This is a genomic window from Pseudomonas sp. PH1b (assembly GCF_000633395.1).
Lineage (GTDB): Bacteria > Pseudomonadota > Gammaproteobacteria > Pseudomonadales > Pseudomonadaceae > Aquipseudomonas.
Genome location: NZ_AYMU01000021.1, coordinates 1 through 16588 on the forward strand (window position 1 = coordinate 1; position 16588 = coordinate 16588).

General features: G+C 62.1%; 12 protein-coding genes and 1 pseudogene. All 13 read right to left on the reverse strand.

Going from position 1 to position 16588, the window contains the following annotated elements:
- Positions 1 to 294: pseudogene (locus U873_RS0127275) on the reverse strand (acetyl-CoA C-acetyltransferase); the annotation flags it as partial.
- A gap of 156 nt (positions 295 to 450) precedes the next feature.
- A complete protein-coding gene (locus U873_RS0127280; protein WP_025131267.1) occupies positions 451 to 1317 on the reverse strand; it encodes an oxygenase MpaB family protein in 867 nt (288 codons plus the stop codon).
- A gap of 52 nt (positions 1318 to 1369) precedes the next feature.
- Positions 1370 to 3307: an acetate--CoA ligase gene (gene acs / locus U873_RS0127285; protein ID WP_025131268.1), complete on the reverse strand. Its 1938-nt coding sequence runs from the start codon at positions 3305 to 3307 to the stop codon at positions 1370 to 1372.
- Positions 3308 to 3434: 127 nt separating this feature from the next.
- Positions 3435 to 5099 (reverse strand): glucose-6-phosphate isomerase, encoded by a 1665-nt coding sequence (gene pgi, locus U873_RS0127290; protein ID WP_025131269.1) that lies wholly within the window; start codon positions 5097 to 5099, stop codon positions 3435 to 3437.
- A 413-nt stretch (positions 5100 to 5512) separates the two neighbouring features.
- Positions 5513 to 6373, reverse strand: a complete 861-nt coding sequence (panC, locus tag U873_RS0127295; RefSeq protein ID WP_025131270.1) for a pantoate--beta-alanine ligase — start codon at positions 6371 to 6373, stop codon at positions 5513 to 5515.
- Entirely contained in the window at positions 6370 to 7170 is an 801-nt protein-coding gene (panB, locus tag U873_RS0127300) for a 3-methyl-2-oxobutanoate hydroxymethyltransferase (RefSeq protein ID WP_025131271.1), read from the reverse strand. Before panB ends, panC begins: the two co-directional genes overlap by 4 nt.
- 391 nt (positions 7171 to 7561) lie before the next feature.
- The gene (gene folK, locus U873_RS0127305; RefSeq protein ID WP_025131272.1) at positions 7562 to 8041 is read right to left on the reverse strand and encodes a 2-amino-4-hydroxy-6-hydroxymethyldihydropteridine diphosphokinase; all 480 of its coding nucleotides are present in this window, start codon (positions 8039 to 8041) and stop codon (positions 7562 to 7564) included.
- Between the two features lie 3 nt (positions 8042 to 8044).
- A complete protein-coding gene (locus U873_RS0127310) occupies positions 8045 to 9442 on the reverse strand; it encodes a polynucleotide adenylyltransferase PcnB (protein ID WP_025131273.1) in 1398 nt (465 codons plus the stop codon).
- 743 nt (positions 9443 to 10185) lie between these two features.
- The gene (locus tag U873_RS0127315) at positions 10186 to 11613 is read right to left on the reverse strand and encodes a sigma-54 dependent transcriptional regulator (RefSeq protein WP_025131274.1); all 1428 of its coding nucleotides are present in this window, start codon (positions 11611 to 11613) and stop codon (positions 10186 to 10188) included.
- A gap of 22 nt (positions 11614 to 11635) precedes the next feature.
- Positions 11636 to 14590 (reverse strand): sensor histidine kinase, encoded by a 2955-nt coding sequence (locus U873_RS0127320; RefSeq protein WP_025131275.1) that lies wholly within the window; start codon positions 14588 to 14590, stop codon positions 11636 to 11638.
- A complete protein-coding gene (locus U873_RS36385) occupies positions 14574 to 14750 on the reverse strand; it encodes a hypothetical protein (protein ID WP_003176118.1) in 177 nt (58 codons plus the stop codon). The genes U873_RS0127320 and U873_RS36385 overlap by 17 nt, the downstream gene beginning before the upstream one ends.
- 77 nt (positions 14751 to 14827) lie before the next feature.
- The gene (gluQRS, locus tag U873_RS0127330) at positions 14828 to 15724 is read right to left on the reverse strand and encodes a tRNA glutamyl-Q(34) synthetase GluQRS (RefSeq protein WP_025131276.1); all 897 of its coding nucleotides are present in this window, start codon (positions 15722 to 15724) and stop codon (positions 14828 to 14830) included.
- Between the two features lie 113 nt (positions 15725 to 15837).
- Positions 15838 to 16278, reverse strand: a complete 441-nt coding sequence (dksA, locus tag U873_RS0127335) for an RNA polymerase-binding protein DksA (protein WP_011063504.1) — start codon at positions 16276 to 16278, stop codon at positions 15838 to 15840.
- Between the last annotated feature and the right edge of the window lie 310 nt (positions 16279 to 16588).

A 16588-nucleotide genomic window follows, 5' to 3' on the forward strand; every position in this document is an offset into this window, starting at 1 on the left:
GCCCAGGTGCAGGGCCTTGAGGCCAGAGCCGCAGACCTTGTTCAGGGTCATGGCGGGCACGGCGTGGGGCAGGCCGGCCTTGATCGCGGCCTGGCGGGCGGGGTTCTGCCCGGCGCCGGCGGTGAGCACCTGGCCCATGAGCACTTCGTCGACCTGTGCCGGGTCGATGCCGGTCTGGGCCAGCAGTTGGCGGATCACGGCGGCGCCCAGGTCAACGGCGGGAATGCCCGCCAGGGAGCCCTGGAAACTGCCCACGGCGGTGCGGGTGGCGGCAACGATGACGACGTCTTGCATGATGGGGGCCTTGTTCTCGGTGACGGGGACCTGCGTCGAGCTGGGCTTGCCGTCCTGCGCAGGTGCACGAAGTAGGGGAAATCATGGTTGCACACAACGCTAAGGGCCGGCCAATCGCGAACCGGTCGGTCGTGTTGTGCATGGCCGGTCGGCGAGTTACAGGCCCATGCGCCGTCTCGCCCTGTGCACCGAGCTGTCGCGCACGGCCCAGCGCAGCATGGGTGTGCTGCGCTTGACGCTGGCACGGATCAGTTGGCGTTGCAGCGGGTTCTGATTGACCTCGAGCATGTGGCTGGCCCAGTCCGGCAGCAGGTCGATCCCGGCCTGCATCATCAAGGCACCAAAGGGCTTGGCCAGGCGGCTGGGCGCCGGCGCGGCGAGCAGCAGGCGCAGCACTTCGCGGCTGCGTTGGTCGCAGAGCAGTTGCGGGCGCATGGCCTGCAGGTAATCGGCGATGGCGCGCCGTGAGCGAGGCACGTCCCGGGCGCCGAGGCGCTCGGCAATCAGGGCGATCTCGTCGTAGTAGCGGTCCTGGTCGGCCCCCGAGAGGTGGGGATTGAGGTAGCGCAAGTGGGCGGCCAGAAAGCTGCTGACCTCAGCCACGTGCACCCAGGTCAGCAGGTCGGGATCGCTGGCGGCATAAGGGCGACCATCGGGCGCCGTGCCCACGACCTGCAGGTGAATGGTGCGTACCTTGTCGATCAGCCACTCGGCGTCCTGACGGGCGCCGAAGGTGGTGCCGGAGATGAACTGCCCTGTACGGCGCAGGCGGCCGATCATGTCCTGGCGAAAGTTCGAGTGGTCCCAGACGCCGGCCAGGGCCAGAGGGTGCAGGGCCTGCATCAGCAGGGCGCTGATGCCGCCGATCAGCATGCTGCCGAAGTCGGCGTGCACTTGCCAACTGACGGAGCCCGGCCCGAACAGGCCGGGATCACCCTTGGGGTTTTCCAGGTCGAGCTGGCCCAGGGAGAGGCCGGACAAACTCATGACCTGGCTTTCGATACGGCTGCGAATGAATTCCATGACAACTCGGCACAGGAATTGAAAAGGGGGCGCGGCCTGGGCCGCGCCGGTTTCAAGCGTTCAGGCGCTTGTCGATCAGACCGTCCACTACGCTGGGGTCTGCCAGGGTCGAGGTATCGCCCAGGGTGTCGAGTTCGTTGCAGGCAATCTTGCGCAGGATACGCCGCATGATCTTGCCGGAACGGGTTTTCGGCAAGGCCGGTGCCCACTGGATCAGCTCCGGCTTGGCAAAACTGCCGATCTCGCGGCTGACCAGAGCCAGCAGTTCCTTTTGCAGCGCTTCGTCGGGTTCGACCCCCTGCATGGGGGTGACAAAGGCGTAGATCCCTTGCCCCTTGAGGTCATGGGGGTAACCCACCACCGCCGCTTCGGCGATGCTGTCGTGGAGTACCAGGGCGCTTTCCACCTCGGCGGTGCCGATGCGGTGCCCGGAAACGTTGATCACATCATCGATACGCCCGGTGATCCAGTAGCTGCCGTCTTCGTCGCGACGTGCACCATCGCCGGTGAAATAGTACCCGGGGTAGGGGGCGAAGTAGGTTTCGACCATGCGCTTGGGATCGCCGTAGACGCTGCGGATCTGTGCCGGCCAACTGGCCTTGATCGCCAGAATGCCGCTGCCGGCACCGTGGATTTCCTTGCCCTGGTCGTCCAGCAGTACCGGTTGCACGCCGAACATCGGGGTCGAGGCGCAGCCGGGCTTGATCTGCTGGGCACTGACCAGGGGGCTGAGCATGATGCCGCCGGTCTCGGTCTGCCACCAGGTATCGACAATCGGGCAGCGCTGCTCGCCCACGACATTGAAATACCACTCCCAGGCTTCCGGGTTGATCGGCTCGCCGACGCTGCCCAACAGGCGCAGGCTGCTGCGGGAGGTGCGCTGCACCGGTTCGTTGCCTTCGCGCATCAAGGCCCGCAAGGCAGTGGGCGCGGTGTAGAAAATGTTCACCTGATGCTTGTCGACCACCTCCCAGAAACGCGAGGTGGTGGGGTAGTTGGGCACGCCTTCGAACATCAGGGTGGTGGCGCCGTTGGCCAGTGGTCCGTAGAGGATGTAGCTGTGGCCGGTCACCCAGCCGACGTCCGCGGTGCACCAGAAGACCTCGCCGTCGCGGTAGTCCAGCACGTACTTGAACGTCAGGGCGGCTTGCAACAGGTAACCGCCGGTGGTGTGCAGCACGCCCTTGGGTTTGCCGGTGCTGCCGGAGGTGTAGAGGATGAACAGCGGGTCCTCGGCGTCCATCGGCTCGGGCGCGCACTCGGTGCTGGCGGTGACCATGGCCTGCTGGTAGTGGATATCGCGGCCCTGCACCCAGTTCACCGGCGTGCCGGTGCGCTGGACCACCACCACGCTGCTGACGTCCGGGCAGCTGAGCAAGGCCTTGTCGACGTTGTTCTTCAGCGGTACCAGCTTGCCACCGCGCACGCCTTCGTCGGCTGTGATCACGGTGTGGCAATCGGCATTGAGAATCCGGTCGCGCAGGGCTTCCGGCGAGAAACCGCCGAATACCACCGAATGCACGGCACCGATCCGGGTACAGGCGAGCATGGCGTAGGCCGCCTCGGGAATCATCGGCATGTAGATGCAGACCCGGTCGCCTTTCTTCACGCCACGGCTTTTCAACAGGTTGGCCAGGCGGCAGACATGGTCGTGGAGTTGCTGGTAGGTGATGCGGATAGCCTCGTCGGGGTTATCACCTTCCCAGATGATCGCCACCTGATCGCCGCGTTTTTCCAGATGACGATCGATGCAGTTCTCACTGACATTGAGTTTGCCTCCGCGGAACCAGCTGGCCTCGCCGGTGCGCATGTCGTGGCTGTGCACGCTGTCCCAGGGGCTGCTCCAGTGCAGGAAGCGCCGGGCTTGTTCAGCCCAGAACGCATCGGGCTGTTCAATGGATTGACGGTAGAGGTGCTGGTAGTCGTCCTGACTCATTTGCGCCGCCCGGCGGACGGCATCGGCTTTCGGAAAAGTGCTGATATCGAACATGACGGATCCTTATTCTTGTTTTGCGACAAGTCATAAGGGTGCGCACAAGTGTTAGGAAGGTTCAAGGGGGGCAGGGCGGGGCCCTGACAGGAGCCGGTGTACCGGCTCCCGGGACAGACAAGGTCGATCAGCCGCGGTGACGACCGCGGAAGTAGTTGATCAGGCCTTGGGTCGAGGCATCGTCAGCGAGGCTTTCGTCGCTGCCGGTCAGGCGGTTGTAGACGCCCTTGCCCAGTTCCTTGCCAAGCTCCACGCCCCACTGGTCGAAGGCATTGATGCCCCAGATCACGCTTTGCACGAAGACCTTGTGTTCGTACAGCGCCACCAGAGCGCCAAGGCGCCGCGGGCTGATGCGCTCCACCACCAGGGTGTTGCTCGGGCGGTTGCCAGGAATGACTTTGTGCGGCGCGAGCTTGGCCACCTCGGCCTCACTCATGCCCTTTTCCCGCAGCTCGCTTTCGGCTTCGGCGCGGGTCTTGCCCAGCATCAGGGCCTGGCTCTGGGACAAGCAGTTGGCGTACAGCCACTGGTGGTGGTCGGCCACCGGGTTGAAACTGACGATCGGCACGATGAAGTCGGCCGGAATCAGCTGGGTGCCCTGGTGCAGCAACTGGTGGTAGGCGTGCTGCCCGTTGCAGCCGACACCACCCCAGATCACTGGCCCGGTATCGGTGTCAACCGGGGTGCCGTCCTGGCGCACGCTCTTGCCATTGGATTCCATGTCCAGTTGCTGCAGGTGCTTGGTGATGTTGCGCAGGTAGTGATCGTACGGCAGGATCGCATGGCTCTGCGAACCCCAGAAATTGCCGTACCACACGCCTAGTAGAGCCAGCAGCACTGGCATGTTCTGTTCGAATGGCGCGCTCTGGAAGTGCTGGTCCATGGTGTAGGCACCGGACAGCAGCTCCTTGAAGTTGGACATGCCGATGGCCAGGGCGATCGGCAGGCCAATGGCGGACCACAGCGAGTAGCGCCCGCCGACCCAGTCCCACATCGGGAAGATGTTCTCTTCACGAATACCGAAGGCTACCGCCGCTGCGTTGTTGCTCGACACCGCGATGAAATGCCGGTGCAGTTCGGCCTCGGAGCCGCCCTGAGCCAGGTACCAGGCCCGTGCCGCTTGGGCGTTCTTCAGGGTCTCGAGGGTGTTGAAGGATTTGGACGAGACAATGAACAGCGTGGTTTCAGCACGGATCTTCGCCGAAAGTTCATGGAACTCACTGCCGTCGATATTGGCCAGGTAGTGGCAACGCACGCCTTTCTGGGCGTAGGACAGCAGGGCTTCGGACACCAGTTCCGGGCCGAGGAAGGAGCCGCCGATGCCGATGTTCACCACATCGGTGATGGGCTTCTCGGTGTAGCCGCGCCACAGGCCGTCATGGATGCGTCCCACCAGCTCGGTGATCTGGTTCAGCACCTTGTGCACTTCCGGCATCACGTTGACGCCGTTGACCGACAGTTTGTCGCCCACTGGCCGGCGCAGCGCGGTGTGCAGGGCTGGACGCCCTTCGGAAGCATTGACCAACTCGCCGGTAACCATGGACTTGATGGCGTCGGCCAGGCCCACTTCCTTGGCCAGGTTGACCAGCAGATCGCGGGTCTCACCGGTGATCAGGTTCTTCGAGTAGTCGAGAAACAGGCCGCAGCTGCTCAGGGTGAATTGGCTGAAGCGCTGTGGGTCGCTATTGAACGCCTCGCGCATGCTGAAATCCTGCATGGCTTGGCGGTGGTCTTGCAACGCTTGCCAGGCGGGCAGAGCGGTAACGTCGTGAGGAGTGCGGTAGTACGCCATCGCTGCGGTTTTCCTTTTGCTTGAACTGCCTTTTGGACACTGAAAAGCCCGGAACGTCCTGCTCGGTCCCAAGGACCCGGTTCGGTCAGCCCGGTGCTGATACGATTAATCAGTCAGGGCGATAACAGTAACTCCAGCGTGCCGTTCTGTCTTGGCTTTGTCCGACCTGTGGCCGGTACTATTTTGTACCTGTGAGGCAGAACAGCTCAGCATGGCGTTTTCAGTGTAGAGAAGTCGGGGGATGGATCCAGGCAACCTGAGCCGGGATTGCTGCGCGATGCCGCTTGGCCTTGAACAGGTGGGCTGGCATGGGACTTTCCCTTGATCAGGTTTTCGACCGGGGCTCGCGGTAACGGCTGCGGGCCCCAGCCGGCGGCAGTTTGCCCGAAGCTCTGCGTTCGGGCAATCAGGGGTTAGGCCGCTGTGTCGAGGTTCAGATGCAGGTTGTCGATCAGCCGGGTAGCGCCCAGGTAGGCGGCTACCAGAATCACCAGGTCACGGTCTTCGGCAACGGCTGGCCGCAGGTTCTGAGCCTGGCGGATCTCCAGGTAGTCGTGGCGCAGGCCTGCCGCTTCGAGCAGTTGCTGGTGTTCGGCCAAAAGCTTCGGATAGTCGCGTTCGCCGTCGCGGATGGCCTGGGCGATCTGGCTCAGGCTGCGGTACAGCACCGGGGCGATGGCGCGCTGTTCTTCACTCAGGTAGCCATTGCGCGAAGACAGGGCCAGGCCGTCGGCAGCCCGTACGGTTGGCTCGCCAATGATCTGGATCGGCATGTTCAGGTCATGCACCAGGGCGCGAATGACCGCCAGTTGCTGGTAGTCCTTCTGGCCGAACACCGCAAGATCCGGCTGCACCATGTTGAACAGCTTGCTGACCACCGTCGCTACACCTTCAAAGTGCCCGGGACGGCTGGCGCCGCACAAGCCTTCGCAGAGCTGTGGAACGCTGACCCGGGTCTGCCCGGCCATGCCGTCGGGGTACATCTCCTCGACGCTGGGGGCGAACAGTAGATGGCAACCGGCCTGGAGCAGCTTTTCCTGGTCGGCGGCGAGGGTGCGAGGGTACTTGTCCAGATCCTCGCCAGCACCGAACTGCAACGGATTGACGAAGATACTGGCCACCACGAAGTCCACCCGCTGGGCGGCTTTGGCCACCAGTGCGGCATGGCCGCTGTGCAGGTTGCCCATGGTCGGCACGAAGCCGATCCGTTTGCCTTCGCTGCGAGCGCGGGCGACTGCGGCTCGCAGCTCGCGTACGGTCTTGACTGTATTCATGCAGAGAACCCGTGTTCGGCACCTGGGAAGGTTACGGCTTTGACTTCTTCGACATAGGCGCTCAGTGCGGCCTGGATGCTGTCTTTGCCCGCCATGAAGTTCTTAACGAACTTGGGCGAGCGGCCGCTGAGGGACAGGCCCAGCATGTCGTGGATCACCAGGACCTGGCCGTCGGTGGCGCTGCCGGCACCGATGCCGATCACCGGGATCTTCACCGCCTGGGTGATTTCCGCCGCCAGTTCGCTGGGGACGCATTCCAGCAGCAGCATGGCCGCACCCGCCTGTTCCAGGGCTATGGCGTCTGCGCGCATTTGCCGGGCCTGGCTTTCGTTGCGGCCTTGCACTTTATAGCCGCCCAGTACATTCACGGTTTGTGGCGTCAGCCCCATGTGCACGCAGACCGGTACGCCACGCTCGTGCAGCAGGCGGACAGAGTCTGCCAACCAGGCCGCGCCTTCGATCTTGAGCATGTGCGCGCCAGCCTGCATCAGTTGCGCCGAGCTGCTCAGCGCCTGCTCGGTGGTGGCATAGGACATGAAAGGCAGGTCGGCGAGGATCAGCGCCCCATTGTTGCCGCGTTTCACCGCTGCGACGTGATAGGCCATGTCGGCGTTGCTGACCGGCAATGTGCTGTCGTGTCCTTGCAACACCATGCCCAGGGAGTCGCCTACCAGCAGGACTTCGACACCGGCTTCGCAGCAGGTGTGGGCGAAGGTTGCGTCATAGCAGGTCAGCATGGTGATTTTTTCACCTTTCTGCTTGAGGCTTTGCAGGGTGGTCAGAGTGATGTCTGGCATGAAAAGGGGTCCTCATTCAGGCGCTTTGGAAACTACTGCGAGTAACGCGCGTGATTCTTCGTTATTCAGGCGCACGGTCTTTTGTCGTGCTTATACAGCCTGGTTCCAAGGGACTTGAAGACGGTTCCGGGATCGCGCCTGGAGGGCGGGCACATCATTCTGTGCTCAGAAGAGGGGCTAGGCCAGCGGCTGTCACCGCTGCCGCACAGCTGTCTCTGCCTGCGTTTCCTGGGGTCACCGCGAACAAGCCTCGCTTGAATTGCGCCCTTTAACGCCGTGATGGCGGCAACGGGACGCCTATAGTCGTGAGGAGAACTCGGGAAGTCAATTAGATGTGTTACCGCATTGTTACGCCGCGAGTGTTACCGCCGTTACTGATGCGTTTCAGCGGTCAGGCCAGGCGTTCGAGCCCGACAAAAGGACAGGCGGCGAGCAGTTCCTGCAGGCTGCGCCCGTCGGCCAGTTGCAGGTCGGCGGGGGCAAGTTCAGCCAGCGGGTAGAGGACAAAGGGGCGGGCTTGCATGTGGTAATGAGGGACTTTGAGCCGGGGTTCGTCGATCAGTCGATCTCCGAACAGAAGGATGTCCAGATCCAGGGTTCGCGGCCCCCAGCGCTCATTGCGCTCGCGGCCTTGCTGGTTTTCGATGGCCTGCAGGGCATCGAGCAGGGCCAGCGGCTGCAGGCTGCTGGCCAGCGCCGCCACCGCGTTGGTGTAGCGCGGTTGGCCAGGAAGCAGGGAGTCGCTTTGATAAAACGCCGATACCCCGCGCAGTTGGCTGTCGGGCAACTGCGCCAGGGCCTCGATGGCACTGCGCAGTTGTTCTTCAGGGGCCGCCAGGTTGCTGCCCATGCCGATATAGATCTGTTCCATCTATTACTCGCCGGAGGCGCTTGAGGTGCCCGCACGCTTGCGTTTGGCACCGCTGCTGCGCCGGCGCTTGCGTGGCGCACCGCTGGCGTCATCCTTGCCGCTCAGGTCGCGGATCATCTCGCGGCGCTCGGCGTCGTTGGCGTCCTGGTAGTCGGTCCACCATTCACCCAGCCCGTCGGTCTGCTCGCCAGCGCTTTCACGTAGCAGCAAGAAGTCGTAACCGGCCCGGAAGCGTGGATTGTCCAGCAACTGGTCGGCGCGTTTGCCGCTGCGCCGTGGCAGGCGTTCCTGCATGTCCCAGATCTCGCGGATGGGCATGGTGAAGCGCTTGGGAATGGCGATGCGCTGGCACTGTTCGGCGATCAGCTCGTGAGCCGCTTCCTGCATGGCCGGGATCGGTGGCATGCCTCGATCCTGCAGGCGCAGCACTCGGGCCGGCAAGGCTGGCCAGAGCAGGGCAGCGAACAGGAAGGCCGGGGTCACCGGCTTGTTCTGCTTGATCCGCAGGTCGGTGTTGATCAGGGCTTCGCTGATCAGCGTGTGGGTGTAGGTCGGGTTGTGCTCCAGGGCTTCGGCGCTGGCTGGGAACAACGGGTCGAACAGTTGCAGGTCCACCAGCATTTCGAAAGTGTCGGCCGCGTAGCCGGAAAGGAACAGCTTGAGCACTTCCTCGAACAGGCGCGCCGAAGGGATTTCCCGCAGCATGGGCGCCAACTCGCGAATCGGCGAGGCCGTGTGCTTCTCGATGCCGAAGTTCAGTTTCGCTGCGAAACGTACGGCCCGCAGCATCCGCACCGGGTCTTCCTGGTAACGCTGCCGAGGGTCGCCGATCAGGCGGATCAGGTTGTTGCGAATGTCGTGTACGCCATTGGCGTAATCGAGGATGCGCTCGCTGACCGGGTCGTAATACAGGGCATTGATGGTGAAGTCGCGGCGTTGCGCGTCATCTTCCAGGGTGCCGTAGACGTTGTCCCGCAGGATCCGCCCGCTTTCGTTGCGCGAGGATTGGTTGCTGTCCTCGTCGTCTTCGTTTTGCGGGTGGTTGGCGCGGAAGGTCGCGACCTCGATGATTTCGCGACCGAAGTGGATGTGCACCAGTTTGAACCGGCGGCCAATGATCCGCGCGTTACGAAACTCGGCCCTGACCTGTTCCGGTGTGGCGCTGGTGGCGACATCGAAGTCTTTGGGGGTGATATTGAGCAGCATGTCGCGCACGCAACCACCCACCAGGTAGGCCTGGTAGCCGGCGTTCTGCAGGCGCTCGACGATATTCACCGCATACCGGCTGAACTGGGCACGTTGCAGCGAATGTTGGCTGCTGTTGAGCACTTCAGGCGTGCTGCGTTTGTGTTGCGTACGACGCAAGGGAGAACGGAATGACTGGAACAGCTTCTTCAGCATGGGATGCACTGTTTGAAGGAATGTTCGGCCAAAACGAAGAATGACCGCATGATGGGCGGGGATTCTAGCATTTAGTCGAAGGATGGTGTAGGAAGCTGCCGTTACTTGTGTAGGTCGGCGCCAAGCCTTGGTCTAGGGCGGTTGGCGGGGGGCAGGAAGGCAAAAATGCGAATGGCGGAAACCACAAGGGGAGCCGAAGCTCCCCCAGAATAGTTGCGTGCTCTATTTTTATTATTGGTTTCGGGCTTCTTGTTTTTGTTAAACGCCCTTGTCACCTGGTTAACCCAGTGTGACCCTCCCAATCGGGAGCCAAGAGCAAACGGATTGCTTTGATCGCTGAGTTGCAATGACCTTTCGATCCAACCAGTTCAGGCTCTGCCTTAGGGCAGTTTTTGTTGTTCTCGGCCTGGTTGTGGGGCACGCCCCAAATACAACGCCTCTCCAAAAGAATCAGTTAGCTGCGCCTCCGCCGTGTTGTTTTTATTATGCGTGAGTCGATTCGTCTTATTTTTATTGTCTTGTGCATTGCTTGTTATTGTTCTTGTACTAAGCATATAGCAGGTGTCGTGCCAACTTTTGTGATCCCCAATAAAACAAGGGGTTAGGTGCGAGTCGAGGTGTTTTTCAGGGCAAAAAAAACCGGGGCTTCGTTACCTTTAGCCCCGGCTTTTGTTACGTGGAATTGCAGCGGTAACAGTTTTTTTCATTTTGTCGAATCTACTCGTGGATTCGACAGCCTCGGTTCAGCTTTCGCTGGCGACTCCGCTTTTGCGGCGTGGGATGCCCAGGCGTTGACGGCGTTCCCAGAGGCACTTGCGGCTGACGCCCAGTTTGCGAGCCAGTTCGGTCTCGGTCATGTGGTCCTGGTGTTCGAGGACGAAATGCTGGAAGTAGTCTTCCAGAGACAGGTCTTCGGTTGGCTCGTGGCTGGTGCTGCCTGACTGTGGCGCGAGGCCGACGAAGTCATCGTCCTCCAGATCGCTCAGCTCGATATCGATCCCCAGCAGGTCGGCAGAGATTTCCGGGCTTTCACACAGGATCACCGCGCGCTCGACGGCGTTCTCCAACTCGCGCACGTTGCCCGGCCAAGAGTAATGACGGATCGCCTGTTCGGCGTCGGCGGCGAACTTCAGGTCCGAGCGACCAACACGCGCGCTTTGACGGTCCAGGAAGGCTTGGGCGATTTCATTCACGTCGGCGCCGCGTTCGCGCAGGGCTGGCAACTTCAGGGCTATCACGTGCAGGCGGTAATACAGGTCTTCACGGAATTGGCCGATCTTTGACAGGCTCTTCAGGTCACGGTGGGTTGCCGCGATCAGGCGCACATCGACCTTTTGCGATTGCACCGAGCCCACGCGGCGGATCTCGCCTTCCTGCAAAACCCGCAGCAGGCGTGCCTGGGCTTCCAGTGGCAGTTCGCCGATCTCGTCGAGGAACAGCGTACCGCCGTCCGCGGCCTCTACCAGGCCGGCCCGGCCAGCGCTGGCGCCGGTGAACGCGCCCTTCTCGTGGCCGAACAGCTCGGACTCGATCAGGGTTTCCGGAATGGCCGCACAGTTCACCGAGATCATCGGCGCCTTGGCGCGCTTGGACAGATTGTGCAGCGCCCGTGCCACCAATTCCTTGCCGGTGCCGGACTCGCCCTGGATCAACACATTGGAGTCCGTGGGCGCGACCTTGCGGATCTTGCTGTACAGATCCTGCATGGGCGCGCAGGAGCCGATGATGCCGATTTCACCGTTGCTGTTGCTGGCACCCACCTTGTCTGCGACCGCACCGGCCTTGCCCACAGGGCGTTCCGCTGGCGCGCTCTCGGCGCTTTGCCGATCTCGCAGGATGCGGGCCACTGCCTGGAGCATTTCATCGTGATCGAAAGGCTTGGCGATATAGTCCACCGCGCCCATCTTCATCGAGTCCACGGCCGAGCGCAGACTGGCGTAGCTGGTCATGATCAGCACCGGTGTGCCCTGGCCGAGCTTGATCAGTTCGGTGCCCGGGGCGCCTGGCAGGCGCAGGTCACTGACGATCAGGTCGAACGTGGGGATGCTGAAGCGTTCCTGGGCTTCCTGCACTGAGCCGGCTTCGCTGACCTGGTACTGGTTGCGTTCCAACAGGCGGCGCAGGGCGGAGCGGATGATGGTTTCGTCTTCGACGATCAGAATATGCGGCATTGATTCAATTCTCTCGACGGTCTCAGTTCACAGCGGACGTCGCTTCGACATGACGCGGCAAAGTCACCCGAATACGGGTACCGCGTTGGCTTTGAGGATCGGCCGGGCTGTCGATGGTGATTTGTCCATAATGCTCTTCAACGATGGAATAGACCAGCGCAAGGCCCAGACCGGTGCCTTCCCCAGGGTCCTTTGTGGTGAAAAACGGTTCGAACAATCGGTCCATGATGTTCTTCGGAATACCGCTGCCTTCGTCCTCCACGATCAGGTCGACCGTGTGCTCGAAAGCCTCGCTCTTGACGCGTACGGCGCTGCCGGGAGGGGAGGCGTCGCGGGCGTTGGAAAGAAGGTTGATCAAGACCTGGGCAAGCCGTTGCGGATCCCCGTCGACCCAGTGGTCGGGATCGCACAGGTTGAAGAACTGCACTTCGAAATTGCGCCGGTTCAGCGCCAGCAGACCGATGGCGTCCTGGGCGACTTCGGCCAGGCACACTGCTTCGTCGTTGTGCTGATGGCTGCCAGCATGGGCAAAGCTCATCAGCGATTGGACGATGCGCGATATGCGCTTGGTCTGCTCGAGGATCTGCTCGCTGATTTCCGTCAGCTCGCCGTCTTCCTCACGTTCTTCCCGCAGGTTCTGCGCCAGGCAGGCGATACCGGTGATCGGGTTGCCGATTTCGTGAGCGACCCCAGCGGCCAGGCGTCCGATGCTGGCCAGGCGTTCGGAGTGCACCAGCTTGTCTTCCAGGGTCTGGGTTTCGGTCAGGTCCTCCACCAGCAGCACCAGGCCGCTGTTGCCCGGGGCCAGGGGCTCGTCGATGGCCGCCTTGTGCAGGTTCAGCCAGCGGGTCTGGCCATCGAGGGCCAGGTGCTGCTTGTGCAGGTGTTCGTCCGGCAGGTTGATGAAGCCTTGCAGCAGGTCTTTCCACGGATTGCTGATAGTGCTCAGGCGCGAGCCCACCACGTGCTGGGCTGGTATGCCGGTGAGCTCTTCCATGGCCTTGTTCCACATCAGGATCTCTTGGTCCTTGGCCAGGGAGCAGACGCCCATCGGCAGCTCTTGCAGGGTCTGTCGGTGATAGCGGCGCAGGGCATCGAGCTCGGCGGCCAGACCGGTCAGGCGCGAGTGGTAGTCTTCAAGCCGGCTTTCGATGAAGTGAATGTCCTCGGTAACGTAGTTTTCACCGCCTGCCTTGTAGGGCAGGAAGGTTTCGACCATGTCCTGGGCAACGCTCGGCCCCATCAGGCCGGACAGGTTGGCTTCGATACGGTCCCGCAGGCGCCGCAGCGCATAGGGCCGGCGTTCATCGAAGGGCAGGTAGAGGTCGCGCAGGGCCTGTTCCACTTCCTTTTGCGCGGCCTTGGCGCCCAACGGCTTGGCCAGTTGCGTGGCGAACTCCTGGGGCGAGGCGGCATGCAGCTCCCGGCGTTGCGGGCGACGTACGTTGTCTACCGCGCAGGCTTCGGCGGCGCTGGCTTCTTCGCTGCTGGCGTTGGTGAAGAGCGAGATCAGGGTGAACATCAGCACGTTGGCCGCCAGGGAGGCGATGGCTGCCATGTGCCAACTGGTGTCGTCGAGGACGTAGATCATGTTCAGCAGCGGGATATAGAAGCCCTGCAGATTGCCGATCAACGGCAGCAACATGGTCACCAGCCATACCAGAATCCCGGCCAGCAGCCCGGCGATGAAGCCGCGGCGGTTGGCGGTTGGCCAATACAGCACCGACAGCACGCCAGGAAGGAATTGCAAGGTGGCGACAAAGGCCACGATCCCCAGGTTGGCCAGGTCCTGTTCGGCCCCCAGCAGCAGGTAGAAGGCGTAGCCGGCCATGATGATGGCGACGATCAGGGCGCGGCGGGTCCATTTCAGCCAGCGGTAGATGTTGCCCTCCGCAGGTGGCTGATAAAGCGGCAGCACCAGGTGGTTCAGGGCCATTCCCGAGAGCGCGAGGGTTGTGACGATGATCAGGCCGCTGGCGGCCGACAAGCCGCCGACATAGGCCAGCAAGGCCAGCGCCGGACTGTTGGCGGCGATGCCGATGCCCAGGGTGAAGTATTCCGGGTTGGTAGTGGCGCCGAGCTTGAGCCCGGCCCAGAGAATCAAAGGCACTGCCAGGCTCATCAGCAGCAGGAACAACGGCAGCCCCCAGCTGGCGCTGACCAGCGCGCGGGGGTTGAGATTCTCGGTAAAGGTCATGTGATACATGTGTGGCATCACGATCGCCGAGGCGAAGAACACCAGCAGCAAGGTGCGCCATGGGCCTTCCTGCAGCGGGGTGTGCAGCGCAGCGAGGGCGGTCTGGTTCTGCAGCAGCCAGAGCTCGAGTTGCTGCGGGCCATCGAACACCCCGTACAGCGCATAGAGACCGACGCCGCCGATGGCGATCAGCTTGATCACCGACTCGAAGGCGATGGCGAATACCAGGCCTTCATGTTTTTCCCGGGTGGCAATGTGTCGCGAGCCGAAGAAAATCGTGAACAGGGTTATCAGGGCGCAAAAGCTCAGCGCCACGCGATGCTGTACTGGTTCATGGGTGAGGATGCCGATGGAGTCGGCCACGGCCTGGATCTGCAGGGCCAGCAGGGGCAGGACCCCTACCAGCATGAAGATGGTGGTCAGCGCGCCGGCCCAGGTGCTGCGAAAGCGGAAGGCAAACAGGTCCGCCAGGGACGACAGCTGATAGGTACGGGTGATCTTGAGGATCGGATACAGCAGCACCGGTGCCAGCAGAAAGGCCCCGGACACCCCCAGGTAGCTGGAGAGGAAGCCATAGCCGTACTGATAGGCCAGGCCCACGGTGCCGTAGAACGCCCAGGCGCTGGCGTAGACCCCCAAGGACAGGGTGTAGGTCAGCGGGTGGCGAATGATCGAGCGTGGAATCATGCCGCGCTCACTGATCCAGGCCACCCCGAACAGCACCAGCAAATAGGCGGCGCTGATCAGGATCATCTGGGTCAGGCTAAAGCTCATCGGCATCTTTTTGGCTCTGCAGGATGAAGGTCACGACGATCAGAATCAGCCAGAGCAGATACGGGCGATACCAGGCGCCAGTAGCATCGATCCACCAATCCATGATGGCGGGGGAGAACAGATAGATCCCCACTACCAGGAGCAGGACCAAGCGATAGATGTACATCTCGGCCTCTCTTTATTGTGTGCGTGCCCGAAAACGTGCGGCGATGGTAACGGATGGGCGCCAAGCTGCAAGGGGCGTCAGCTTAATTGCGCTTCCGGCACGCTCAGTGTGCGTGGAATCAGGCTCGCATCCCAGTGGGCGATGCCCCAGCTCATGATCTGTGTCACGGGGGCTCCCTCGAGTTCGTTGCCCGGTTTCTGGCCCAGTGCTCGCAGGGCCCGCAGCAGCAGAGGCGGTGCCCGGTCCTCGGTCAGGGGCGGCGAACGATAGGACTTGCCCAGCTTGTGGCCGTCCGGCTGGGTGATCAGGGGCACGTGCAAATAGCGTGGCTGTGGCAGTCCCAGCAACTCCTGCAGGTACAGCTGGCGTGGTGTGGAGTCCAGCAGGTCGGCGCCACGAACGATATCGGTGATGCCCTGCCAGGCGTCATCGAGCACCACGGCCAGTTGATAGGCATAGAGGCCGTCCCGACGACGGATCACGAAATCCCCGACTTCCCGACCCAGATGCTGGCGGTACTCGCCCTGCACCCGGTCGATGAAGCGGTATTCAAGCTCCGGTACCCGCAGGCGGATCGCCGCGTTGTCCTGGGCGTGGCCGAGGTTGCGGCACAGCCCGGGATAAATGCCCTGGTAGGGCTCCAGTTGCTTGCGCGAACAGGTGCAGGCGTAGGCGAGCCCCTGGTTGAACAGGCGATTGAGAACTGCAGCATAGGCATCGTGGCGATCGCTCTGGCGGATCATTTCGCCATCCCACTCGAAACCGTAGCTTTCCAGGGCCTTGAGAATGGCTGCCTGGGCGCCGGGTTCCTCCCGGGGCGGATCGAGATCTTCCATGCGCAGCAGCCAGCGCCCGCCGGCGGCGCGGGCGTCCAGATAGGAGGCCAGGGCGGCGACCAGCGAGCCGAAGTGCAGGTAGCCGCTGGGAGTAGGCGCGAAGCGCCCGATATATGCAGAGGATGTGGAGGCAGTCATGGAGCGGATGTTACTTCGTCTGGCCCCGTGGTGACGATGCTGTCAGGGAGGCGGGGGAAGGCAGAAACGAAAACGGAGCGTGTATACGCTCCGTTTCAGGTTCAGGCTGGCGATTACTTGCCGACCTGTTTTTCCTTGATTTCCGCCAGGGTCTTGCAGTCGACGCACATGTCGGCGGTTGGGCGGGCTTCCAGGCGGCGGATACCGATCTCGACTCCGCAAGACTCACACCAGCCGTACTCTTCGTCTTCGATCAACTGCAGGGTCTTGTCGATCTTCTTGATCAACTTGCGCTCACGATCGCGAGCACGCAGTTCAAGGCTGAACTCTTCTTCCTGGCTGGCGCGGTCGGCCGGGTCGGGGAAGTTGGCTGCTTCGTCTTTCATGTGATCAACAGTGCGGTCGACTTCCTGCATCAAGTCCTGTTTCCACTTGTTCAGGATCTTGGTGAAGTGCTCGCGCATGGGCTTGCCCATGTACTCTTCGCCCGCAGTTTCAACATAAGGTTCAAAACCGCTGATCGATTGAATCTGTTGCTTTGCTTGGGTGGGCATGAATGGACCGCCTCTACTCTTGTAATCCATTGCGCAGGATTGCTCCATCTCCGACACTTGCCGGCCCTGCGGCTGCAAGCGGGCGAACTTACCAGATCAAACCAGAGCGCGCTACTCCCGGTTGTCGAGCCTATGTGCTGCCTGGCTCACAAGGACGGGAAAAGTCCGACGCGGCTTGCTGATCGGCTCGTTCAATCATTGATTTTAGTCAAGTCTGCAGGTTATGTGGCACCTGTTGGCGCAAGGCAACAGACCGCTCATATGGCCTCGGGTTCTCCCGGACTTCGCCAGATGGGTAGAATCGGACTTT